We start from the raw sequence: 21940 nt of genomic DNA, 5'->3' as shown, positions 1-21940 counted from the left end.
CGACTATTTGACGATCCGCCAAAAATCATCACTCGTCGCAAAATCCTGCAGATCGTTATCGAACGCGCCTGCGTCAGTTAAGGCAATCAACCTCGCTCTATAGCTAGGATTGAGCTGGACGGTCTTTTGCACCGCGTCAAGCACAGCACGCCTTGCAGAAAGACGCTCTGCTTCGGGTGCGTCGGCGTCCAATAGTGCGTGATGCTTTTGGCCATAGGCTGCCGACATGAGAAACCAGTACCGTGCAAGCTTGACTGCTGGCGTGGTCACGAGTTTGTTGCCGAGCTCGAGTGCTCGCGCGTATCCATCGGTTTTATAAAGGAGATTTTGGATGACATCGAGACTGTCTGCTATCGAAATCTCCGAAGCCTTCGAAGTGTACGCCATCGATAGGTTATCAGTGCCCTCGGCAAGGCTCGCCGCCGCATTTCGGAACTCGGGGACCGCGGTTAGCAGTGGTTCCGTGCTTAGCTCGTCTCCCAGAATTTCTTCAACGCGCTGAAAGAGTGGCGACAAATAGATCCGGGTATACAGATAGAAAAAGATGAATCCGCTTACCAATCCGCAAACTAGCAGGAGAGGACCGATTGCGGGGAGAACGCCGGCATTTGGCTGTCCATCGACGAGGAAAACCCGGGCCTTCGCGTCGAGAAAGCCGCTAAGGCCCATTATTGCCCGATCGAGCGAGCCGATCTGTGTGAGCCCCACGCCAACGAGCATTGTCGTAAGCCACTCAGAGATGCGCTCGAGGTTCGTGTTCGAACTGAGCAGACGCTCGCGCTTAATCGCCGCCACAGCCGCCGGCGGGGCAGATGGACCCGTCCCATTTGCTGCCGCGCCAACAATGGCGCTGAGCGGTGCTGTGCTGTCCTTCGCCAGAATTCGCGGTACCGAGAACAAAAAGCCAAGGAAACCACCAATGGACATTCCAAGGAAGGTAATCAAACCGCCGACGCCTGTAGCAGCGATCCAACCGTCAAACTGCGAGAGAAGCATAAAGAGCAGGGTTACAACCGTTGCAACTCCGCCCACGATGCAGAGAAGAAGCGCATGTCGGCCGCGCTCGCGTTCCTCGGAAGTTGAGTTTGATCTCCCAGCCATCGCCGACATCGCCACCCCTCCAGTTGGTGCGCACCTGACAGCCAGCCTAGCGTAGGTTGAAATACACCCATAAGATGCACTTGTGTAGTAACAACAACCGATTACATCAAGAAGTGGAGGCGCGCCGTTTACCCAAACAGCAGATGCTTGCCGATCGTAAACAGCAGGAACACCCCGCACGCGGCAATCGTGCAGAGCACGGCGAAAGAGCCGAGATCCTTGGCGTGCTTTGCAACCATCGAGATCTCAGGCGAAATCCTGTCGATGACTTCCTCGATCGCGGTGTTCAGCGCCTCTACGGCAAAGAGCACGAGAAACAGGACGACAGCGATCATCAGCTCCGCCAGCGTCGCTCCGACGGAGACCAGCAGGATCAGTGAAACCACGAAGAACAACAGTTCCTGCCGGAACGCCGCCTCCTTGATCAGCCGGCGAAAGCCACCAAGCGAATAGCTGGCGGCTGCAAAGAAGTGGCTGATGCCGGTGAGTTTTGTCACGGCAGGTTTCATCAAGTGCCCTCGTCGTCCGTCAATGGCAGCAATTGCCGCCATCAGTCAGAAATTGCGATACCGGTTCACGGTCCCGGCGGCAAGAACTCTGTCATCAACCTGTCACAAACCTGAAGGTTTCAGTGCTTGTTGCTGACACCTGCCTGCGAGAACGTTGCCATGCCGGAATGGCAGGCCGCCGCTGCCTTCACGATACCGGCCGCGAGCGCCGCGCCAGTCCCCTCGCCAAGCCGCATCCCGAGCGCGAGAAGCGGCGTTTTGCCAAGCATTTCAATCGCCCGCAAATGTCCGGGTTCGCCGGAGACGTGGCCGATCAAGCAGTGATCGAGCGCCGAAGGATTGGCGGCCTTCAGGATGGCGGCGGCCGCTGTCGCGACATAGCCGTCGATCAGCACCGGGATCCTCTCGACACGCGCGGCCAGGATTGCCCCAGCCATCGCCGCGATTTCGCGTCCACCGAGGCGGCGCATGATCTCCAGCGGATCGTCAAGATGGTCACTGTGCAGCGCCACAGCCTTTTCGACCGCAGCTATCTTGCGGTCCAGCATTTCGCCTTCGGAACCGGTGCCTGGGCCAACCCAGTCACGCGCGTTCCCGCCGTAAAGGGCATAGTTGATCGCTGCTGCGATCGTGGTGTTGCCGATCCCCATCTCGCCGATGCAAAGAAGATCGGTGCCGCCTGCGATCGCCTCCATGCCGAACGCCATGGTTGCCGCACAATCGCGCTCGGACAATGCGGGCTCTTCGGTGATGTCACCGGTCGGGTAATCGAGCGCGAGATCGAAGACCTTCAGCCCAAGATCATAGGCCACGCAGATCTGATTGATCGCAGCGCCGCCAGCCGCAAAATTCTCCACCATCTGCTGCGTCACGGCCGGCGGAAACGGCGTAATGCCCTGCCTGGTGACGCCGTGGTTGCCGGCGAAGATCGCCACCAGCGGCCGGTTCACTGCAGGCGCCCTGCCCGTCCAGGCGGCAAGCCAGAACGCAATTTCCTCAAGCCGTCCGAGCGCGCCGGGCGGCTTCGTCAATTGAGCATCGCGCTCGCGCGCGGCTGCAAGTGCCCTGGCATCCGGTCCCGGGAGATCGCGCAGAAGTGCCCGAAAATCGTCGAATGGCAGGCCTGAAACGCTCATGAATGCGATTTCCTTGTCTTGGTCGGTAACTTGTCTTTTCGCTGCAAATCAGCTTCTTTCGTCGCCACTCTCTTAAAGGTAGGCGCCGGGGCGAACAACTCCTAAAGCGCTGCATATGGTCGCGGAGTCGGGGTCAGAATGAACATCGGAAACTATGCGGTCGACCTCGCTCGCGCCGTCGCCTTCCTCAGCCGCATTCCGATGCCGTCTTTCGCCTTCGCCGGCTTCGACGGCAAGCTTGACCGCGCCTCTCGCACCTTCCCGGCAGCAGGCATCGTCATTGCGCTGCTGCCCGCGCTTGTCTTCCTGGTCATGCTCGGCCTGCGCGCGGACCGTCTGATGTCGGCGTTTGCAGCCCTGGCCGTTCAAGCGGTATTGACCGGCGCGCTGCACGAGGATGGCCTTGCCGACTGCGCCGATGGCCTCGGCGGCGGGCGCGACCGCGACCACGCGCTCTCGATCATGAAGGACAGCCGCATCGGCACCTATGGTGCGATCTCGCTGATCCTGTCGTTCGCGCTTCGGGCGGCTGCACTCGCTGCGATCGCACGCGCAGCGCCGCCACTTGCCGCGGCGCTCACGATTCCCGCAATCGCCTGCATCAGCCGCGGCGCGCTCGTCTGGCACTGGCACCGGCTGCCATCGGCAAGACCCGTGGGCGTAGCCGCCGCCGCCGGCCAACCCGGCGAAGGCTCGATGCACATGGCGCTCGTGTCCGGCTGTGTTGTGTCCGCTCTGCTTCTCTGGCCTAGCCTTGGTCTCCTTCCTCTCGTTTGCGCTCTCCTTGGCTGCGGCTTGTCGGTCATGGCCTTCACCCGGTTCGTGCGCCGCAAGCTTGAAGGCCATACGGGTGACACGCTCGGCGCGGCGCAACAGATTTCGGAAATCGCCGCCGTCTGCGCCCTTGCCATGGCCCTGTGAAATCTCGATATAGATTGCATGCAAACACCCTGCATCGATGTCTGCTCTATCGACCCAAAGACCGGCCTTTGTACGGGCTGCGGTCGTACGCTTGCCGAGATTGGCGGTTGGATGTCATTTTCCGACGACGAGCGCGAGCGGCTCATGGCCGTACTACCCGCACGGCTTTTCGCAAAGGGACAGGATATCTCCCAGGCTAAGCAGATTATGCCGGAGCAGCGTGCATGAACCGTCTGACGATCGTCCTTGCGGTCCTTGGCCTGGGTCTCGCCGTCCTCCTGTTCAGCGACGACACAAGCCGGATCTTCGGCATGCGGACCGACGATTTCGGCCGCTTCATCTATCTGCTTCCGATCGCGTTGATGCTGGCGGCCGGCATCTGGGCGCGCCGCGCCAGCGCCAGCGAGACCCTTCGCAACCTGGTGATCTGGCTTGTCCTGATCCTCGGCCTTGCGACCCTTTATCTCTATCGGCAGGAAGCACTCGGGGTCGGCAATCGTCTGCTCGCAGGTCTTGTCCCGGGCCGCGCCGTGGTCGTGACCACCAGCGAGGGTGATCAGGAGGTCATCTTACACAAGCTTTTGAACGGCCATTACGAGGCGTATGTCACGATCAACGGCCAGAGTATTTCGATGCTGGTCGATACCGGCGCCAGCATGATCGCGCTGTCCCGCGAAGACGCCGAGCGAGTAGGCATTATCCCTGACAACCTCGAATATTCGATGAGCGTGATGACTGCCAACGGCCGCGCCCGCGCCGCCCGTGTCATGCTTTCCGAGGTCGCCATCGGCCCAATCATCCGTCATAACGTTCCCGCCAGCGTCGCGCAGGACGGCAAGCTCGATCAGAGCCTCCTCGGGATGAGCTTCCTCTCGACCCTCGGATCCTTGCAGATCCAGACTGACGAGCTTCGGATGCGGGACTAGAGGCAGCGTTCAGCTCCGCAGCCGGTAGCCCGTCCTGAAAATCCAGCCCAGCGTCCCTAGACAGATCGCCAGGAAGATCGAGATCATCCCGAGGCTCACCAGCGGATTGACGTCCGCGATGCCAAAGAAGCTCCAGCGGAAGCCGCTGACGAGATAGAGCACGGGGTTGAAGTGGCTCACTGCCTGCCAGAAGGGCGGCAGCATGTTGATCGAATAGAAGCTGCCACCGAGGAAGGTCAAGGGCGGCACGACGAGCATGGGAATGAGGTTCAGCTGCTCGAAATTCGTGGCCCAGATGCCGATCATGAAGCCGAACAGGCTGAACGTGATCGCCGTCAACAGAAAGAACAGAACCATCATCACCGGATGCTCGATCCGGATGTCCACGAAGACATTCGCAGTGAGCAGGATAATCACCCCGATCATCAACCCTTTTGTCGCGGCGGCACCGACATAGCCAAGCAGAATTTCGGTCATTGCCACCGGCGCCGACAATACCTCGTAAATCGTGCCGGTGAACTTCGGAAAGTAGATCCCGAACGACCCGTTGCTGATGCATTGCCCGAGCAGCGTCAGCATGATCAGGCCGGGCGTGATGAACGCGCCGTAGGACACGCCTTCAACCTGCTGGATGCGGGAACCGATCGCCGCGCCGAAAACGATGAAATAGAGCGATGTCGAGATCACAGGCGAAACGACACTTTGCAGAAGCGTCCGGCGGGTGCGGGCCATTTCGAAGAAATAGATGGATTTGATGGCTTCGAAGTTCATTTTGCCCCTCCCACGAGCGCCACGAAGATGTCTTCCAGCGAGCTCTGTTGCGTGGAAAGATCCTTGAAGTGAATGTTATGCTCGCCGAGCCGCCTCAGCAGCGTGGCGATGCTTTCCTGCTCCTTTTGAGTATCGAAGTCGTAGATCAGGCGGCTGCCGTCTGCCGCAAGCGAAAGACCATTGCCGGCAAACCGATCCGGCAGCGCTTGCAGCGGCTCGTTCAATTCGAGAATAAGCTGCTTGCGGCCGAGCTTCGCCATCAGCGCCGTCTTGTCTTCGACCAACAACAGCTCGCCGCCGTTGATGACGCCGACACGGTCGGCGATCTCTTCCGCCTCTTCGATATAGTGCGTGGTCAGGATAATCGTGACGCCGGAGCGGCGCAGCTTTTCGACGACGTGCCACATGTCCTTGCGCAGCGTCACGTCGACACCTGCGGTGGGCTCGTCGAGGAAGAGAATTTCCGGCTCATGCGATAGCGCCTTGGCAATCAGCACCCTTCGCTTCATGCCGCCGGACAATTGCCGCAGCGTGTTGTCCTTCTTGTCCCAGAGGGAAAGATCGCGCAGCACCTTCTCGATATGCGCGGGGTTGGATCGCTTGCCGTGCAGACCGCGCGAGAAGCTGACCGTATTCCACACAGTCTCGAACTGATCGGTGGTTAGCTCCTGTGGAACGAGACCGATCATAGAGCGCGTCGCCCGGAAATCCTTCACCACGTCATGACCGCCGACGGAAACAGCGCCCCCGCTCGGATTGGTAATGCCGCAGACAATCGAGATCATCGTCGTCTTGCCCGCCCCGTTCGGCCCGAGCAATGCCAGGATTTCGCCTTTCTCGACATCGAGGTCGATGCCCTTGAGAGCCTGAAATCCGTTGGCGTAGGTCTTGGTGAGATTTCGGATGGAAATGATCGGGGCCATGAAGGGCTCTTCTGGAGGCTGCGGCGAAAAGTTGCTCGCCGCTATATATGCGTTTCCGGTGGTTTTGACATCCCGGCGCTGCTGAACAGAGTATTCACTTCCGTGAAAACGCTTCCAAGCGAAAAAAATGTCCAAGCCTGTGGAAAACTCCGGCGTGGCAGCATGTCATCAACCGGTGATCTTTCTGCGGCATAAAGGCGGCGAGGCAGCAAGCGCTCTCCGTCCCGCCGCACCCCTTGCGGAGCAGCCGCCTGAGCGATCTCGTTACGCTCCCGTGCTTCCTCGACATGCGTGAAGTGCATTACCAGTCATTATCATCTGACTCGGCCGGGCGGCGCCGCCCGCGCCGCGTTCGCCTTGGGCCGGCCTTCAAGCCGGCCTTTCCTTTTCAGCGGCAGTAGACCCTGCCGCTCTGGCGTGCGCGCAGATCGAAATGGAAATGGTTCCAGTGTTCCGGGTTGCTCCCGGGCCCTAGCACTGTATTGAAATATTTGCAGCTGTCGGTGCGCACGGCCTGCAACAGCCTGCCCTCCCGGAACGAGAACAGCCCCTTCTTGCGCACGTCGATCGCGTGGCCGCTCTTCAGAACGAACTTGCCGACATCGATCGCGTTGCCGCGGGCATGCTCGGACATCGGATTGTAGCGCTGCCGGCTGTTGTTCATGCGGCGGCAGCTGTATCCGCCAAGCGGCTGAATGGTCTTGATGCCCGACCAGTAGCGGAAGCGCGCGGACGGGGCGAGCTCGTTCTTGACCCATTTGGCAAAAGCGAGCGTCACCTGGCAATTCAGTGTCACCGCTGGCCTGACACCGATATTGCCGGAAAGCCCCTGCAACGAGATCGGATACGGCACCTGGCAAGCGGGCCCGTTCGAGATTGGCGGCTTCTCGGTATAGACAACGCCCATTCGCTTCAGCTCGCGGCGGCAGGCAAGCTCCGAGGCCGGCGTGACGCTCGGATCAGCAGGAGCGGCGGGCGCACTCATCATCGGCGCGGTCGGGTTGTTCGGCCGCAGCATGGCGACCTCCTGCTCGTCGTTCTCCTCGGGCACCCGCGCGGGCGCCACGACCGCCCTGCCATCGTTCCAAACAGGCGCGCTGCTCATCTGTGCTTGCGCCGCCGGCGCCGGGATCCGTGCACGATTGAGCTGGGTAGGATTGTCGGTCCCGATGCCATCGACGACCGGCTGATCGGACTGCCCCTCCGCGATCTGTTGCTGCTGTTCCTCGGCGAGGCCGACAACCGGTTCGGCACCAAGTTCGGCATCCATGTTGACGCCGCCCTCGGGCACCGAGAGCTGCTGAGTCCCTCCCCAGGTCGAAGGCAGGCTGCGAAGCGATCCGGCCGCACCCTGCGCCCCTGCCATTGCCTCATCGCTGTCGATCATAGGCAAGCGCCCAGGTTGCGGCGGTGCCTGTAGCGTCCGTGACCGAGTGCCCGCGCCACTGTGTCCCGTTCCGGCAAGATTGGGCGTGTCGAGGTAATCGACCGAACCTGCTGCATCGGCGACCGGTGCACCTGCGACCGGATAGGGTTGCTCGTTCGGCGGCATCTGCATCTGCGCCGCCGGCGCGCGGCGCTGCGGCGAAATCGATCCGACCCGAGTTCCGTTGTCGACGTCACCGGGCGGAATAAGGCCATCGGTCGAACATGTTACCAGCGCCGTCGAGAGCAGCGTTGGCAGCACGTATCGCCGAAGAATGGAAACAAACGCCATGCTCTCATCGCTTCCGAGGAACGGCAGGGATCTAAAACTTCAACCGAAATTTAGTGAAGAACGGTGAACGAAAGCTTACCCGGACCGGCGAAGGCGGGCCTTGAGCCCAAAACAGTACCGGACCAGCACACGCACGCGCGACAAGACCGCTTGCGCCGCCGCGTACAGAACGAAATCTTAAGTCATTCCAACGATTGTAGGATTGGGCCATCCAACGTTGGGTCGAGCATGAAATTCTTCGCTGCCTTCGCCAAAATCGCAGACTGCGTGGCGCCCTCCCGGCGCGGCCGCCAGGCTGCCATGGAGGCTCTCCAAAACGCGCTCGCGGAAACGGAAAAGCAGCTCGAACAACAGGCAGTTGCGCTTGCCCACAGCCGCAAGATCTTCGATCGCTCGTCTGAGGCCGCCAGGATTGGCGTATGGGAATGCAGCCTTCCGGACAATCGCCTGGTCTGGACCAAGACGGTCTATGATCTCTTCGATATGCCAGACGACGCCGAACTCGATCGCGCCGAAATCCTGAAGTGCTACTCGAAGGAGTCGCTCGCCGAGCTTGCTCGCCTCCGCACGCGTGCAATCGAGGAACGCACAGGCTTTACACTCGACGCCGAGATCGTCACGCCCAAGGGCAATACGCGATGGATCCGCATTACCGCGACCGTTGAGTGTGAAGGCGGTGTACCTGTCCGTATTTTCGGCATGAAACTCGACATCACGGCCGAGAAGACGATGTTCGACCAGATTCGCTATCTCGCAGAATTCGACATCCTGACTGGCCTCCCGAACCGCGCGCAATTTCAGACTGCGCTGCAACGTCTGCCCCTCCGCTGTATCAACGGCAGCGCCGCAGCCCTGCTTCTCATCGACCTCGATGGCTTCAAGGGGATCAACGACACGTTCGGTCACCAGGCCGGCGATGAATGCCTCAAGGAAACAGCAGAGCGCCTGCTGGCGGCATGCCAGGGGGCAGATCTGGTCGCACGCATCGGTGGCGACGAGTTCGCGGTCCTTGCCACCGGTTACGACAGCGCCGGCAGCGTCGCTAGGCTCGCTGAGACGGTCGTCGACTGCCTCAGCCGCTCCGTCGAACGGGATGGCTCCCGGATGCATGTCGGTGCCTCTGTTGGCGTCGCCTTCTTCGACCCAACCATGCGCTCCGACATCTTCGTTTGCGCCGACGCCGCGCTCTACGAGGCGAAGTCCCAGGGCAAGAACCGGTTCCGAATCTGCCAGGCTTTGGTCAGCGACGACAACCGAAAGATGGATGCAGCCTAGCCACCCGGTAAAGCCTGACGACTCTGCTGCTTTCAGGTAGGATGGCGCAACGCTATCCCGGGTTCGTTGGCAGCGTGCTGGAGGTCCATATGGCAGGCGGAAAATCCACAGTCGTCACAAGTGCACGCGAGACTATGCTGTTGATCGGCCGGCTGCTTCTTGCCTGGATCTTTCTGCATGAGGGCGTATCGCTGGCGCTGAATTTTTCCGGCGCCATCGAGATGGCCGCGCAATTCGGCTTGAGCGTCCCTTTGCTTGTGGCAACGATCGCTCTGCAGATCGTTGCTGGTCTCTCCATCGCGGCCGGTTTTTTGACCCGCATCGGCGCGACCGCCTTGGGCCTGTTTTGCGTTGCGACGGCGACGCTCTATCACACCAACTTCAGCGACCAGAACGAGCTCTTTCATTTCGAGAAGGATCTCGCGATTGCAGGCGGCATGTTCGTGCTCGCGGCCGTCGGTGCAGGCGCTCTCTCGATTGACACCTGGCTGAAGGGTCGCGGGTTCTAGCGCGAACGACAGGTCACCGCTCGGTCACACTGGCGTCGCGGCGCTCTCGTCGATAGGCTCGCAAGATTGCGTCAATCGCCCTCTTCGCCTCGTCGGCATCCGTCTGATAGTTGGAAACCGAAAGCCGCATGACGTGCCTGCCGCGCCATGCCGCTCCGCTGGCAAACAGGACGCCCTCGCGCTGCAAGGCCCCGATCGTTCGTTTCGTCAGCTCATCACCCTGCTCGGGCGGCAGGTCCGCTCCGAAGCGCACGATAACCTGGTTGAGAACGACATCATTGCCAATGGCAATGCCCGGTTCCGCGCCAAGAGCGAAAGCGACGGCCTTTGCGGCTTCACAGGCCTGATCGACCAAAGCGCCGACGCCACTGCTCCCCAGGTGTTTGATCATTGCCCATGTGGCAAAGCCGCGTGCGCGTCGCGACAGTTCCGGGACATAGTCCGAGGAATTGCGCTCACCCTCGCTGGCAAGCGGCAGATAACTCGCCGCGATGGTCATCGCGCGCCGATGCGCCAGTTCGTCGCGCACGATCGCATAGCCACAATCATACGGCGTCTGCAGCCACTTGTGCCCGTCGGTGGCCCAACTGTCCGCCTGCTCTACGCCAGCGGTCAAATCGCATCGCAGGGCGGAAGCCTGCGCCCACAGGCCAAATGCACCGTCGACATGCACCCATGCGCCTTTCGATTTGGCGAGCGGGACCAAGCTACGGAAATCGTCGCAGCCGCCGGTATTGATCTGGCCAGCCTGGAGGACCGCTATACACGGTCCGGAAACATCCGCTACCGCCCGCTCGAACGCTGCAGGCTTGATGCGCCCTTGATCATCCGTCGCGATGCGCACCACACGATCGTGTCCAAGTCCGAGAAACTGCAAAGCCGAAAACACGGTCGTATGCGCGTCATCGCCGATCAGTACGGTGATCGGCGGCGCTCCGAACAATCCATTAGCATCTGCATCCCAACCGGCCCTTAGCAGCACCTCGCCCCGAGCAGCTGCAAGACAGGTGAAATTTGCGAGGGTCGCGCCGGTGACAAAGCCGACAGAGCTGCTTGTCGGGAGCCCAAGCAGTTGAAGCAACCAGGCCGCGGCCACTGTTTCTACCGCCGCAGCCGACGGCGACACCATATGGTTGCCGGCATTCTGTCCCCATGCGCTCGTCAGGAAATCGGCAGCAACCCCCATCGGATGAGAGCCGCCGATGACCCAGCCAAAGAAGCGCCCCCCGGTCGTTAGATGCAAGCCGGGCTCCGCTGCCGTCACCAATTGCTCGAGCACGTCGACCATGGGTGATGGTTGTTGGGGCAGCGGGCCGGCAAAGGCATCCACCGAGGCGAAATAGTCATGAAATGGGTGATGGGGACGGCTGTCGTTCTTCTCTCGAAAGCGGGCCGCATGACCGGCAGCGATTGAGAACAATTCCTTCGTGCCCATGATATCCGCCCTCCACGCCGCGCCGTCAAAGCCCGCGATGGTGGAGAGTAGCCTGAACTCTATGACGGGGCCAGCCCGCCGGCCAAGCGCACCTGTCGACAGCCTTCAGGCCTTCAAGCGCCGAGGCTGCGAAACGCCATCGGCGCATCGCGTTTCTCGCTGCCGTAGAGCTCGTTCATGATCTTGGCGACTTCGATGGCATGGCCTTCGGTCAAGCCGTGCAATATCTGCCCGCCGAAAGAAGCAGGCTCTTCAGTCTCGTTGTCCCACACGATCCATGAATCGAGCGGGTCGCAAATGACATCGTAACGTTGATCGGAACTACACATGGGTAAATTGCCTTAAAGAACCCTACCCGCTTAAGCCCTCGACTCTTAACGTGCTCTTGCTTCGGACTACCAATTTAACGCGAGCGATTTCTTGTCCTGATGATCGGGAAGCCCAGAAAATACCAGGACAAGGCCGTTCCCAAGCCCACCGGCGCGATCGGACCGATGCTGCCACCACGTAGCAGGCAGGCCAGAAGTCCCGCGACCAGTCCGACGATCACCAGATCGATCAGGCATGGCCGCGACTCGGATGATGATTTCTCTCCCATGATGTCGACTTAGGTCATCCGCCTGCCTTGACAAAGGCATTGCCCCTGGGATGCCTAACAAAGCCTGAACGTCAGGCAAGGCGTCTCCCTAAGAGATGCCGGAGGTTCCGATTTGGTGCAGCTGGCGTCGCTTGCGCCGGGCAAATCCGACGCACCCCTCGTCTATCGAGCTGGAACGCTGCCCGTGACGATCCGGTCTGTCTTCATCACCTGCATCTGGGGCCAGTTGGACGCGGCTTCGCTGGCCGGACGGCTACCGACGGCCAGAATTGTTATCAGACCCGCCACGATGGCAGTAAAAAGCAAGCCGCTGTAGGTCATTGTTTCGAGCCTCAATGCTGTGGTTTCCCAGCCACTGCGGCGCAAACTGATACGAGACGCTGAATGAAAGCCTAATGAACATGGTTAACGCTCAGCGTTTCCCGATTTGAGGCGCGACCTGTGGATAACTAGTCGCCCTCGCCGGTCTGCGCTGGCCGCTGCTGGAACAACCGCTTCAAGGCGTCGACCTGCTCCGCGTCGATCTTCGCGTCCGTCACGGCGATCCAACCATCAATGTAGTGTTGCGGAGCATAGACATGGCCGTACCCCATCGGGGACGTCGTAGCGGTTGCCATGTCGACGAGCAATTGCAGCATCGTCAGCGCGGGAAACCAACGCAGGCTCGGCGAAACATCGGGTCCCCGCGGCTGCCGCATCCAGGCCGGCTCCCGGTAGAAGGAATGAGGATCGAAAAACGTCACGGCATCGCTGGCATATTGCAGATAGACAAGGCGGATGGGGCCCCAATGTGCGCCGGGAATATCCAACTGGTTCGTCTGGTTGGTGAACCGAATGAGAGATCCATCCCGGAACTGCGGCAACCACGCGGGCGATTGGGGATTGCGCGCAGCCGTCACGTCGCGCCACATTCTGCTTTCGAACGGCGGGCCACTCCACAACGCGCCCTGGAAGGGATCCGACACGATATCGAATATGTCGGCGGAGATCTGGGAATTCAGCGCTCCAAGGCTGAGGCCGTGCAGGTAGAGCTTGGGTCTCTTGTCTCGCGGCAGCGTCGTCCAGTAGCCATAGACTTCACGAAAGAGCGCCCTGGCGGAAGCCGATCCGTATTCCGGCTCGACGAGCAGCGAAAGCCAGCTGGTCAGATAGGAATACTGGAGACCCACGCTCGCCACGTCCCCGTGCTGCAGATATTCGAGCGTATCCATTGCCTCCGGGTCGATCCAGCCGGTGCCGGTTGGGACGATGATGACGAGCAGCGAGCGTTCGAACGCGCCTTGGCGCTTCATTTCGTCCAGCGCAAGCTTTGCGCGTTGCTCGATGGTCTCTGCGTTGTTGAGGCCGACGTAAGTTCGTATCGGCTCCTGCGCCACAGTCTTCCAGAAATCGCCGATATCAACGGCTGTCGGCCCCGATGAGATGAAATGACGGCCCTGGCGACCAAGTCCCTCCCAGGTGACAAGCGAGGCGGTGCTTCCGGTCTTCGCGGGGTCGGCTGGTACGGGGATGTTGTCTTCCACCAGTGCATCCAATTTCCGGAAGGATGTGTCTGCCATATGGAGAGCCGAGCGCAGCAGCACGCCGTTCACGACGGACCAGAAAAGCACGATGGCCAGTGCCCCGCCAACCACCTGCGAGACCCGACGCGGGACGAAGCGTGATAGCCATCCCGAAAAGGACAGACAGGTAAGGCGGAACAGCCGCCCAATCAGAAAGGCCGCGAAAAAGACGAGGATGGCGATGGTGGCAACCTTGAAGGGGTCGGCCGTATCGACCCGCTCCATATGCCATAAGTCGCGGATCGAATTCTGCCAGTCGGCAGCCCGCCAAAGGAAAGCCACGGCCAGCAAGAGGCCAAGTCCGCAAACGATCAGGTTGCCGGGTAGCCTGCGGCCGCCGAAAACCGGCAGTTCCAAGTACTTCCACAGCCACGTGAAACTTACCGCGATGAGATACCCGACCGCGGCGGCAATGCCGGACAGAGCGCCTTGAATGAAATAGGAGCGCGGCATGAGGCTCGGCGTCAGCGACGCAGCGAAGAAAATGAAGGCTAGGGCCAGCCCCGGCGTCGAAAACGACGCGAACAGGCGCAGCAGCAAACGGTTCATGCGTTCCCTCTCATGCTTCTGACGCCGATAACGACAGGCGTGCCCAGTCTTGCCACATCTAAAGTCCGAGGAACTTGAACGGCGCGGACTCCTTGAAGTCCTTCGTCGCGTCTCCGGCGTAGGTGTGATCCTGGTTCTCGCCCAGATCGAGCTTCATCACCTTACCGCTGTCCTTGGAGAAGTCGATTGCCTTGAGATCGACCCAAAACGTATTGGGCGTCAGCGCTGACTCGAAGAAGTAGAGCATACGCTTGTGATCTACGACCGTCCGCCAGCGTGTCGAGGAGATGTTGGGCTCTTCCGGCGTGTTCAAGCCGTAAGGCACGGAAGCGTTTCGAATGACGCTGAAGACGCTCGCCAGGGCCCTGTTCGGATCTTCATCCTTGGGAATGGCGTTCACGTAGAAGGACGCACGCGCGAACCGGTCGGAGGCGCGGTTTGTGCCCGGCAGCATGACCGTCCCGCCGATCTGCTTCCAATAGGAATTCAGGGCGAGTTGCTCGTCGAAGATCGGCGAGTTCGTCATCACCTGATATTTTCGGTCATGGTGGATGACCTGCCTACCGTTGATGTACTCCACGATCGCACTGTCGCCAGTCTTGTCGGACATCGAAAGGTGAAGCGTCGTCAGGCGGTTCTCGCCCGGGACGTTGTCTGTGACAACAGTGAAGGGCTCCTTTTCAAGCGCTGCCACCGCCTCGTCCACGGACGCAAAGTTGTCGAGCACATATTGCCCCCACGCCGCGATCGTCAGGCCCGGTTTGCTGTCCTTGTCGAACTTCGGATACTCGGACTCCACGAGCCACAGCAGATTGACATTGAGGCCCGCCTCGTTGACGCCATCGGTCGTGGATACGTCGTACCCGGTGGCAACCACACTGCCATATCTCGCCGTCCACTTGATGGAGTTCGGACCAGCCTCGCCATTGCGGTCAATGCCACGCGGCAGCACCCAAAGGTTCGTGGCGACATCGCTCTTCCAGTCCATCGACCGGGCAGTGATGATGTTTCCATCCGGGCCGAGATAGACCAGGCGCGTGCATGCCTCAGCCGCTGTCTGCCCAAGGACCAACATCGATCCGACAGCGAGCGCAACAAGTGAACGAACCAGAGGGTTACTGCCGAAGATCATCCGCTACTCCATCCGTTGTTTGAACTGAACTAGAAGCGCATCGAGAAGCCGACGACAGGACCGTGTTGGCTGACATCCCAGCGAAACTTGTTTGCGCCGGTGAAATCGCCGTTTTCATAGTCCTGATACAGCAAACGATAGCCAGCCCTCAGGATCGTCGGCTTGCCGAACATCTCCATCCGGTAGCCGAGATAGGCCTGCGCATTGACACTGACCTTCGATCCGACATCGAAACCGCCGATGTCAGCCTCGGCAAACAGATTCCAGCGCTCGGTGAGATCCGCATTCATCCGAAGGCCGATAAATGGATCGGTCCAGTCGGCGCTCTTCGTGGTACTGGTGCCGAAAGCGGAAACATCTGCCTTCAGCTCCGTCCAACGAACCCCGGCGGTTGGCTCGAAGGCGATCGTTCGAGGTTTTCCAAAGACTGTCTGCCCACCCAGATCAATCTCGTAGGCCTTGAAGAATGCGCCTGCCGAGAGTGTCGTGGTCTTGATATCAAGCCCGATCTCGTGCGCGAAAGCCTGTTCATCCTGACTTGTCTGAACGTGCTGCCCATCGAAATAGACGCCCCACTTTCCGTTCGTAACCTCGACATTTCCCATCAAGACGAAATCGAGGTGATCGAAAATCTCGGAGAATGGCACGTCCACATCCGTGTCGAAGCCGGCGAGCGATCCACTGCCATTCAGCGAGGCGGCCCAGGCATATGGGCTGACGATGACCGCCCATTCCCTCTCTGGCTCCATGCGCTCAGCATCGAAGTCAGCAGCCCTGCTCGGTGAAAACGCTATCGACGACATGCAAAACACGAGGCCGAACAAACTCATCGGCACGCAAGGCGAGAATCGAAGCATTCCTAGCCTCCGCTACGGGACGCCTCGCACCTTACTATCTGAAAGCGCAAATTCAAGGGACGCACGAACAGGTAGCCGGCACGAAAAAAGTCCCCCGCAACATTGCGCGGGAGACTTTCGATGCGTCGTTAGCCGAGTAGTCAGGCGGCGTGGGACATCCGGCCCGCGGCACCGCCAGTGGCAGAGCGCAGTCTGAAGTTGGCGAGCAATGTGCTCAGCTGCCGGCTTTCCTCGGCCAGCGTCTGGCTTGCAGCCGTAGTCTCTTCCACCATCGCGGCATTCTGCTGCGTCATCTGGTCCATGTGATTGACCGAGGTGTTGATCTCGTTGAGCCCCGTCGCCTGCTCGCGCGCCGCTGTAGCGATCGACGCAACGTGGCTGTTGACGCGATTGACCAGTTCTTCGATTTCGAGCAGGGCGTCGCCGGTGGAGCGCACCAGCATGACGCCGTTGCCGACCTCGCTTGCCGAGGTGCTGATCAGCACCTTGATCTCCTTTGCGGCATTGGCCGAGCGTTGCGCCAACTCACGCACTTCCTGTGCGACCACGGCGAAGCCGCGGCCCGCCTCGCCTGCACGCGCCGCCTCGACACCGGCATTGAGTGCGAGCAGGTTCGTCTGGAAGGCAATCTCGTCGATGACGCCGATGATCTGGCCGATGCGGTTCGACGAATCCTCGATCCGGTTCATCGCAGTCACCGCATTGCGGACAATCTCACCCGACTTGCCGGCGCTGGTCTTGGTTTCCGCTACCATCTCGCGAGCCTCCGCCGCGCGCTCCGACGCCGTCCGCACCGTCGCAGTAATCTCGTCGAGTGCTGCTGCCGTCTCTTCAAGGGCGGCCGCCTGCTGTTCGGTGCGCTTCGACAGATTGTTTGTCGCTCCGCTGATATTGCCGGCGCTGTCGTTGACGACACGCGTCGATTCGGCGATCGCCTGGATGACCCCATTCAGCGCGCCAACCGCGGTGTTGAAGTCGGATCGCAGCTTGGCATAGTCCTCGCCGAGATCGCCGATCGACACGGTCAGGTCGCCTGCCGCCAGTTTCTCGAGGCCGGCACCGAGCGACTGGATGGCAAAGCTCTGACGATCCGCCGCCGAGCGCAAATTGGCCTCGTTGCCCCGACGCTCCTCCTCGATCTGCGACTGATGCCGGCCCTCGCGATCCCGCATGACTGCGCGCTCACGGACGGAATCCCGCAACACAAGCAGGGATTTCGCCATCGCGCCGATCTCGTCACGTCTGTCGTGATCGACGATGTCGACCGCATCATGCTCATCGGCAATGGCGTTCATCGCGCCCTTGAGCCGAGCGATCGGCGACGTCACGCTGCGCACGATGCCAAAGGCAACCGCGATGATGACAATCGCGCCGACAAGGCAGGCGCCGCCCGCCCAGATCGCATTCTGACGATAAAGGGCCGCAAGATCGTCGGCATAGACGCCTGTGCCGACGACCCAGCCCCAAGGTTCGAAGCCGACCACATGCGAGTATTTCAGCACCGGCTCTGCCGCACCCGGCTTCGGCCAGTAGTAGTCGACAAAGCCTTCGCCGCTCTTCTTCACGGTGTTGGCGAACTCGACGAAGATGAATTTCCCGGTCGGATCCTTGTTCTGGGACAGATCCGTTCCGTTCAGCTCCGGCTTGATCGGATGCATGATCATCGTCGGATGCATGTCATTGATCCAGAAGTAGCCATTGCCGCCGTAGCGCATGGCTGAGATCACGTCTTTCGCCGCGGTCTGCGCCTGCTCTCGCGTCATCGCGCCGGACTGTTCCAGCTTGTAGTATTTCTCGAAGATCGCAATCGCCGTCGCGTCCATCTGCGCAAGACCATGCTTGCGCTCGCTCTCCAGCTTGGCATGCGAATAGTTGAGGAAGAAGGTGATGGCGAGCACCAGAATAGTCAGCGCCAGCCCCACAAGAGAATAGAGGCGGGTGGAAATCTTGACGTTACGCATTGAGCCCCAGCAGTTCAGAATTTGATCATAGTCAAATACTGCTATGCGGGCCTTACTGGATGGTGAATTTTAATTAGATCTCACTGAATTGCCGCAAGGTGATGATTTTCTCAAACGTCTCGCATATTCGCGCAAGTCATTGATTTATATTGACCGCCCAACATTGCTCCAAAGCACGCTAGGTAATATCTCATAGAACTATAGTCTGAGTTTTGGAGAGGGACGCCTCACCTCCAGACATCAGCGCGTTTCGCTTCCAGGGCATCTGCGCTAGGGTCCCTCGGAATCGTTGACCGTTTTCTTGAACAGGAGCCTTCCATGACCGACGCCAAGCCGAATGGCGCCCTGACCCTTCGCACCGTGGCCATGCCCGCCGACGCCAATCCGGCAGGCGACATTTTCGGCGGTTGGGTCATGGCACAGATGGACCTTGCGTCCGGCATTACGGCATCGGAACGCGCGAAGGGCCGCGTCGTCACCGCAGCGGTCAAGGAAATGGCATTCGCTCTGCCAGTGAAGATCGGCGATACACTCTCGGTCTTCACCACGATCGAAGCTGTAGGCCGCACCTCAATCACGCTGTCGGTCGAGGCATGGGCGACCCGTGCCCGCTACAACAACATGGAACAAGTGACGGCGGCGACCTTCATCATGGTCGCGCTCGACGAGACCGGAAAGCCTAAGCCGGTTCCAGCGGAATAGGCCATGGAATCGGTCAGCTCGCCCGAGGTCTTTCTCCACATCAAGGTGGTGATGGGGATGGTGATCTCGCTCAGCCTTGCGCGGCTGCTGACGGGCATCGCCGGCATCATCCAGCATCCGGGAAAGGGCAAGCCCTATGCCGTCCATCTCGGCTGGGCGGCATCGATGTTCCTCTTCATCATCCACATCTGGTGGTGGGAGTATCGGCTGCAGGCCGTGCCGGTGCTGCATTTCGGCATCTACCTGTTTCTCGTCTCGTTCTGCTGCCTGTTCTTCATGCTCTGCGCGCTGCTCTTCCCCGCCTCGCTCGACGAGTATGGCGGCTACGAAGAGTATTTCTATTCGCGTCGGCGCTGGTTCTTCGGCACGCTCGCCCTCACCTATGCCGTCGACATCATCGATACCGCGATCAAGGGGGCAGACCATATCCAGTCTATCGGCTGGGAGTTTCCGGCGCGCAACATCGCCTATGTTATCCTCTGCGTCATCGCCGCATGGACGGCCAACCGCCGCTTCCACGCCGTCTTCGTCTGGCTCAATCTGCTCTATCAGGTCAGCTTCATTTTCCGCATCTATGACGTCTTGGGATAAATGTGCAACTTTTTGGTTGCCATTTCGCGACCACAATGAGACAAAAGGCAACCAGGAGGTTGCCGATATGTCTGATCGCATCGAGAAAATCATCGAACTGAACGCTTCGGTCGAGCGCGTCTGGAAGGCCATCACCGATCATCGCGAATTCGGCGAATGGTTCCGAGTCCAGCTCGATGGACCCTTCGTGCCCGGCCAGAACTCGACTGGCCACATCACCCATCCCGGCTATGAGCACATTCGCTGGCAAGCCACCGTCAAACGCATGGAGGAGCCCAAGCTTTTTTCCTTCACCTGGCATCCCTACGGCATCGATCCCAAAGTCGATTATTCCAAGGAAGAGCCGACGCTCGTCGAGTTTCGTCTCGAGCCGACGTCGTCGGGTTCGCGCCTGACGGTCACGGAATCGGGTTTTGACAAAGTCCCGCCGCATCGCCGCGAGGAGGCATTCCGCATGAACGACGGGGGCTGGGCCGAACAGATGAAAAACATCAAGGAATACGTCGATAGATAACGTCGATTTCCACCGCGAGAACGCGGCAATCCTGTTCGCCGCCTTGGGAGACCCGACGCGCCTGTCACTGCTGACAACCCTCAGCGACGGGCGCGAACGCTCGATCGCAGGGCTTTCGGTCGGCACTGTCCTCACCCGGCAGGCGGTGACAAAGCATCTGCACGTGCTGGAACAGGCCGGCCTCGTTCGCTCCACCAAGGTCGGGCGGGAAAGCCATTACGCTTTCCAACCCGATCGGATCGGCGATATGCGTGCCTATCTCGACAGCGTCTCCCGGCAATGGGACGACGCGCTCGAACGCCTGCGCGCCTTCGTGGAGCGGTAGACACATCAGCTAGCGAATGGGCCTAGCCGCGGAAAATGAAGGATGCACCGACAGCGATCAGGGCAAAGCCGATCGCATGGTTCCACGTCAGGTTCTCGCCGAGCCAGAAGACCGAGAAACCGGAGAAGACGAGGAGCGTGATTACTTCCTGCATCGTCTTCAGCTGCGCCGTCGAATAGACGGCAGAGCCGATGCGATTCGCCGGCACGGCAAGGCAGTATTCGAAAAAGGCGATCGCCCAGCTGACGACGATGGCGATGAACAGCGCCGCGCCCTTATGCTTCAGATGGCCGTACCAGGCGAAGGTCATAAAGATGTTCGACGCGAAAAGCATGACGACCGGCCAGACGGCGGCTGGGCTGAGGGCAAAAGGCATGGGTGATTCCCGGAAATTGAAACTGGCGGCAGCATGTATCGCCAAATTTCCGCTCTGCAAGGGGCCGTGCGGACTTGCAGCCGCCTGCACGTCCGCAATCGAGTGTAACACCTCAAAGGATCACTCATTCAGCAATCAGTGGTTGATGTTGATTTGTGTGAATTTCTCAAAGGCTGTGCGCCTAATGGGAAAGGCATCCGCAGATTGACAGTCCGATACGCTGCAGCGGAACGAATTGCCCGCAACATCGCCGCGCGTCGCCCGTCCGGATCGCCTTCACCAGTCGTCTACCGGAGGGGACGCGCTATGGACACGATCACAGATATAGGCAAAACCAGCTTGGCCGGAGTGCTCGCCGCTCTGGCGCAGGCAAAAATGAAGATCGGCTCGATTGTCGATGCCGGCGGCACCTATTCGGTCACCTACGATCTCGCGTCGTCTTCTTCGGACGGAGCTAGTCTCAGCGAGACCCTGCCCAGCACGCCACCCGTCGCGAACATGGACAGCCCTGCCCCGCCGCCCGCCGGCGCGCACGGACCGTTCGTCCACGCTCGAGCAATCGCACCTAAGACGATCCTCTATACCGACGCGAGTGGCCGCGACGAAATCCGCGAAGGCGGATCACGCTCCTGGCGCAACTGCAACGCGGGGAATATCCGCAAGGGTGACTTCTCGATCAATTATGGCGCCATCGGCGATGACGGCAGCTTTGCAATCTTCCCTGACGAGGATACCGGAAAGGCGGCCATCATCGCGCTGTTGCGAACGGCAACCTATATCAAGCTCACGCTCAAGCAGGCGATTTTCCGCTACGCTCCGCCGGAGGAGAACAAGTCAGCTGAGTACGCTCAGTTCATCCACGATAAAACAGGCGTTGCGCTGACTGCGGTTCTCTCCGACCTGAAAATGGACGATTTCCGAAAGATCGCCAGGTTCATTCAGGTCGTTGAAGGTTGGAAGCCCGGCACAATCAGACCGAACGCACCGCCTGCACCGCTGATGGGAGCGGCGATTGGCGTGGCATCCTCAGCGGCATCGGCAACGCAGGACTGGATGACCATCGCCCGCCGCGAAGCAGCCCTCCCGGTGCATGAACGTAGCCAGTGGCCGGATCCCGGCGAGAACCCCCGCATCCTCAATTACTTCAAGGTCTGCGCACCGTGGTTCGAGGTTGCAGGCGGCGACGAGGTCGATTGGTGCGCCGCCTTCGTCAATTACTGCCTGGTCAGTAGCGGCCACATGGGCACCGATCATCCCGGCGCCCGTTCGTTCTTCTGGAACAAGAAGAACCAGTTCCTCGTGCTCAAGGAACCGAAACCGGGCGCGATAGCCGTTCGTCGCTACGCGCCCTTTACCGATCCGAGCTGGGCAACCGGCAACGGCCATGTCGGATTCGTGGTCTCCTGGACCAATACGACCATCACACTGCTTGGTGGAAACCAGAGCAACACGGTTTGCGAGAAAACCTTCCCCCTGATCGAAAAGAACGGAAACACCAAAGAATCCGAGTTCGTCCGTTTCCTGATGCCCGTGATCGTCTGAACTCGAAC

General features: G+C 60.1%; 24 protein-coding genes. 10 read left to right on the top strand and 14 right to left on the bottom strand.

The annotated features are described in order from the left end of the window. Positions 1-3: 3 nt before the first annotated feature. The 3 genes from FHT77_RS18390 to cobT all read right to left on the bottom strand — a co-directional run bounded on the left by FHT77_RS18390 (position 4) and on the right by cobT (position 2746). Positions 4-1110: a hypothetical protein gene (locus FHT77_RS18390; protein ID WP_183756362.1), complete on the bottom strand. Its 1107-nt coding sequence runs from the start codon at positions 1108-1110 to the stop codon at positions 4-6. Positions 1111-1229: 119 nt separating this feature from the next. Beyond that, entirely contained in the window at positions 1230-1610 is a 381-nt protein-coding gene (locus FHT77_RS18385) for a diacylglycerol kinase (RefSeq protein ID WP_183756361.1), read from the bottom strand. Positions 1611-1729: 119 nt separating this feature from the next. Further along, the gene (gene cobT, locus FHT77_RS18380; RefSeq protein ID WP_183756360.1) at positions 1730-2746 is read right to left on the bottom strand and encodes a nicotinate-nucleotide--dimethylbenzimidazole phosphoribosyltransferase; all 1017 of its coding nucleotides are present in this window, start codon (positions 2744-2746) and stop codon (positions 1730-1732) included. A gap of 138 nt (positions 2747-2884) precedes the next feature. Between cobT and FHT77_RS18375 the strand changes: the two genes are divergently transcribed. The 3 genes from FHT77_RS18375 to FHT77_RS18365 are packed head-to-tail and all read left to right on the top strand — an operon-like array spanning position 2885 to position 4593. Further along, entirely contained in the window at positions 2885-3667 is a 783-nt protein-coding gene (locus tag FHT77_RS18375) for an adenosylcobinamide-GDP ribazoletransferase (protein ID WP_183756359.1), read from the top strand. An 18-nt stretch (positions 3668-3685) separates the two neighbouring features. After that, the gene (locus FHT77_RS18370) at positions 3686-3895 is read left to right on the top strand and encodes a DUF1289 domain-containing protein (RefSeq protein WP_183756358.1); all 210 of its coding nucleotides are present in this window, start codon (positions 3686-3688) and stop codon (positions 3893-3895) included. Then, the gene (locus FHT77_RS18365) at positions 3892-4593 is read left to right on the top strand and encodes a TIGR02281 family clan AA aspartic protease (protein WP_183756357.1); all 702 of its coding nucleotides are present in this window, start codon (positions 3892-3894) and stop codon (positions 4591-4593) included. Before FHT77_RS18370 ends, FHT77_RS18365 begins: the two co-directional genes overlap by 4 nt. 9 nt (positions 4594-4602) lie before the next feature. Here FHT77_RS18365 and FHT77_RS18360 read toward each other — a convergent pair whose 3' ends face one another. From FHT77_RS18360 to FHT77_RS18350, 3 genes are all read right to left on the bottom strand, one after another. Further along, positions 4603-5364 carry an ABC transporter permease gene (locus FHT77_RS18360; protein WP_114712880.1) on the bottom strand — a complete coding sequence of 254 codons (762 nt, stop codon included), beginning with the start codon at positions 5362-5364 and terminating at the stop codon, positions 4603-4605. Then, complete coding sequence (locus FHT77_RS18355; protein ID WP_183756356.1) at positions 5361-6287, bottom strand: ABC transporter ATP-binding protein; 927 nt, start codon at positions 6285-6287, stop codon at positions 5361-5363. Before FHT77_RS18355 ends, FHT77_RS18360 begins: the two co-directional genes overlap by 4 nt. A 388-nt stretch (positions 6288-6675) precedes the next feature. After that, on the bottom strand, positions 6676-8004 hold the full coding sequence (locus FHT77_RS18350) for an extensin family protein (protein WP_183756355.1): 1329 nt from the start codon (positions 8002-8004) through the stop codon (positions 6676-6678). A 228-nt stretch (positions 8005-8232) separates the two neighbouring features. On the opposite strand from FHT77_RS18350, the gene FHT77_RS18345 reads away from it, so the two are divergent. Together FHT77_RS18345 and FHT77_RS18340 are read left to right on the top strand one after the other, a co-directional pair. Beyond that, on the top strand, positions 8233-9279 hold the full coding sequence (locus FHT77_RS18345; RefSeq protein ID WP_183756354.1) for a sensor domain-containing diguanylate cyclase: 1047 nt from the start codon (positions 8233-8235) through the stop codon (positions 9277-9279). Positions 9280-9368: 89 nt separating this feature from the next. After that, on the top strand, positions 9369-9788 hold the full coding sequence (locus FHT77_RS18340) for a DoxX family protein (RefSeq protein WP_183756353.1): 420 nt from the start codon (positions 9369-9371) through the stop codon (positions 9786-9788). A 13-nt stretch (positions 9789-9801) separates the two neighbouring features. Here the strand turns inward: FHT77_RS18340 and FHT77_RS18335 are convergent, their stop codons facing one another. From FHT77_RS18335 to FHT77_RS18305, 7 genes are all read right to left on the bottom strand, one after another. Then, positions 9802-11223, bottom strand: coding sequence for an aspartate aminotransferase family protein (locus FHT77_RS18335; protein WP_183756352.1), 1422 nt, complete (start codon positions 11221-11223; stop codon positions 9802-9804). A gap of 113 nt (positions 11224-11336) precedes the next feature. Then, positions 11337-11552, bottom strand: coding sequence for a hypothetical protein (locus FHT77_RS18330; RefSeq protein WP_183756351.1), 216 nt, complete (start codon positions 11550-11552; stop codon positions 11337-11339). Positions 11553-11983: 431 nt separating this feature from the next. Further along, positions 11984-12157: a hypothetical protein gene (locus tag FHT77_RS18325; protein ID WP_176705686.1), complete on the bottom strand. Its 174-nt coding sequence runs from the start codon at positions 12155-12157 to the stop codon at positions 11984-11986. Positions 12158-12270: 113 nt separating this feature from the next. After that, positions 12271-13932 carry an alpha/beta-hydrolase family protein gene (locus tag FHT77_RS18320; protein ID WP_183756350.1) on the bottom strand — a complete coding sequence of 554 codons (1662 nt, stop codon included), beginning with the start codon at positions 13930-13932 and terminating at the stop codon, positions 12271-12273. A gap of 58 nt (positions 13933-13990) precedes the next feature. Continuing rightward, a complete protein-coding gene (locus tag FHT77_RS18315; protein ID WP_183756349.1) occupies positions 13991-15064 on the bottom strand; it encodes a linear amide C-N hydrolase in 1074 nt (357 codons plus the stop codon). 29 nt (positions 15065-15093) lie between these two features. Continuing rightward, positions 15094-15921 (bottom strand): hypothetical protein, encoded by an 828-nt coding sequence (locus FHT77_RS18310; RefSeq protein ID WP_246719914.1) that lies wholly within the window; start codon positions 15919-15921, stop codon positions 15094-15096. A 140-nt stretch (positions 15922-16061) separates the two neighbouring features. Next, positions 16062-17882, bottom strand: coding sequence for a methyl-accepting chemotaxis protein (locus FHT77_RS18305; RefSeq protein ID WP_183756348.1), 1821 nt, complete (start codon positions 17880-17882; stop codon positions 16062-16064). Between the two features lie 318 nt (positions 17883-18200). Between FHT77_RS18305 and FHT77_RS18300 the strand changes: the two genes are divergently transcribed. From FHT77_RS18300 to FHT77_RS18285, 4 genes are all read left to right on the top strand, one after another. Beyond that, positions 18201-18584, top strand: coding sequence for an acyl-CoA thioesterase (locus FHT77_RS18300; protein ID WP_016554248.1), 384 nt, complete (start codon positions 18201-18203; stop codon positions 18582-18584). A 3-nt stretch (positions 18585-18587) separates the two neighbouring features. Next, positions 18588-19175: a hypothetical protein gene (locus tag FHT77_RS18295; protein WP_183756347.1), complete on the top strand. Its 588-nt coding sequence runs from the start codon at positions 18588-18590 to the stop codon at positions 19173-19175. Positions 19176-19242: 67 nt separating this feature from the next. Next, positions 19243-19689, top strand: coding sequence for an SRPBCC family protein (locus FHT77_RS18290; RefSeq protein ID WP_183756346.1), 447 nt, complete (start codon positions 19243-19245; stop codon positions 19687-19689). Further along, positions 19682-20014 carry a helix-turn-helix transcriptional regulator gene (locus tag FHT77_RS18285; protein ID WP_259128571.1) on the top strand — a complete coding sequence of 111 codons (333 nt, stop codon included), beginning with the start codon at positions 19682-19684 and terminating at the stop codon, positions 20012-20014. The genes FHT77_RS18290 and FHT77_RS18285 overlap by 8 nt, the downstream gene beginning before the upstream one ends. A 22-nt stretch (positions 20015-20036) precedes the next feature. On the opposite strand, the gene FHT77_RS18280 is transcribed toward FHT77_RS18285, so the two are convergent. After that, positions 20037-20390 (bottom strand): DMT family protein, encoded by a 354-nt coding sequence (locus tag FHT77_RS18280; RefSeq protein WP_016554252.1) that lies wholly within the window; start codon positions 20388-20390, stop codon positions 20037-20039. Between the two features lie 306 nt (positions 20391-20696). On the opposite strand from FHT77_RS18280, the gene FHT77_RS18275 reads away from it, so the two are divergent. Continuing rightward, a complete protein-coding gene (locus tag FHT77_RS18275; protein ID WP_183756344.1) occupies positions 20697-21932 on the top strand; it encodes a TIGR02594 family protein in 1236 nt (411 codons plus the stop codon). Positions 21933-21940 lie beyond the last annotated feature (8 nt).

Source organism: Rhizobium sp. BK181, from assembly GCF_014193305.1.
GTDB lineage: Bacteria > Pseudomonadota > Alphaproteobacteria > Rhizobiales > Rhizobiaceae > Rhizobium.
Note: the sequence above shows the minus strand (reverse complement) of the source record. Positions and strands in the feature narration are given on the sequence as shown.

Bases quoted from the DNA above. Each gene is read 5' to 3' on its own strand.
- FHT77_RS18390 (WP_183756362.1), bottom strand. From the start codon at position 1,110: ATGTCGGCGATGGCTGGGAGATCAAACTCAACTTCCGAGGAACGCGAG.
- FHT77_RS18385 (WP_183756361.1), bottom strand. From the start codon at position 1,610: ATGAAACCTGCCGTGACAAAACTCACCGGCATCAGCCACTTCTTTGCA.
- cobT (WP_183756360.1), bottom strand. From the start codon at position 2,746: ATGAGCGTTTCAGGCCTGCCATTCGACGATTTTCGGGCACTTCTGCGC.
- FHT77_RS18375 (WP_183756359.1), top strand. From the start codon at position 2,885: ATGAACATCGGAAACTATGCGGTCGACCTCGCTCGCGCCGTCGCCTTC.
- FHT77_RS18370 (WP_183756358.1), top strand. From the start codon at position 3,686: ATGCAAACACCCTGCATCGATGTCTGCTCTATCGACCCAAAGACCGGC.
- FHT77_RS18365 (WP_183756357.1), top strand. From the start codon at position 3,892: ATGAACCGTCTGACGATCGTCCTTGCGGTCCTTGGCCTGGGTCTCGCC.
- FHT77_RS18360 (WP_114712880.1), bottom strand. From the start codon at position 5,364: ATGAACTTCGAAGCCATCAAATCCATCTATTTCTTCGAAATGGCCCGC.
- FHT77_RS18355 (WP_183756356.1), bottom strand. From the start codon at position 6,287: ATGGCCCCGATCATTTCCATCCGAAATCTCACCAAGACCTACGCCAAC.
- FHT77_RS18350 (WP_183756355.1), bottom strand. From the start codon at position 8,004: ATGGCGTTTGTTTCCATTCTTCGGCGATACGTGCTGCCAACGCTGCTC.
- FHT77_RS18345 (WP_183756354.1), top strand. From the start codon at position 8,233: ATGAAATTCTTCGCTGCCTTCGCCAAAATCGCAGACTGCGTGGCGCCC.
- FHT77_RS18340 (WP_183756353.1), top strand. From the start codon at position 9,369: ATGGCAGGCGGAAAATCCACAGTCGTCACAAGTGCACGCGAGACTATG.
- FHT77_RS18335 (WP_183756352.1), bottom strand. From the start codon at position 11,223: ATGGGCACGAAGGAATTGTTCTCAATCGCTGCCGGTCATGCGGCCCGC.
- FHT77_RS18330 (WP_183756351.1), bottom strand. From the start codon at position 11,552: ATGTGTAGTTCCGATCAACGTTACGATGTCATTTGCGACCCGCTCGAT.
- FHT77_RS18320 (WP_183756350.1), bottom strand. From the start codon at position 13,932: ATGAACCGTTTGCTGCTGCGCCTGTTCGCGTCGTTTTCGACGCCGGGG.
- FHT77_RS18315 (WP_183756349.1), bottom strand. From the start codon at position 15,064: ATGATCTTCGGCAGTAACCCTCTGGTTCGTTCACTTGTTGCGCTCGCT.
- FHT77_RS18310 (WP_246719914.1), bottom strand. From the start codon at position 15,921: ATGCTTCGATTCTCGCCTTGCGTGCCGATGAGTTTGTTCGGCCTCGTG.
- FHT77_RS18305 (WP_183756348.1), bottom strand. From the start codon at position 17,882: ATGCGTAACGTCAAGATTTCCACCCGCCTCTATTCTCTTGTGGGGCTG.
- FHT77_RS18300 (WP_016554248.1), top strand. From the start codon at position 18,201: ATGACCGACGCCAAGCCGAATGGCGCCCTGACCCTTCGCACCGTGGCC.
- FHT77_RS18295 (WP_183756347.1), top strand. From the start codon at position 18,588: ATGGAATCGGTCAGCTCGCCCGAGGTCTTTCTCCACATCAAGGTGGTG.
- FHT77_RS18290 (WP_183756346.1), top strand. From the start codon at position 19,243: ATGTCTGATCGCATCGAGAAAATCATCGAACTGAACGCTTCGGTCGAG.
- FHT77_RS18280 (WP_016554252.1), bottom strand. From the start codon at position 20,390: ATGCCTTTTGCCCTCAGCCCAGCCGCCGTCTGGCCGGTCGTCATGCTT.
- FHT77_RS18275 (WP_183756344.1), top strand. From the start codon at position 20,697: ATGGACACGATCACAGATATAGGCAAAACCAGCTTGGCCGGAGTGCTC.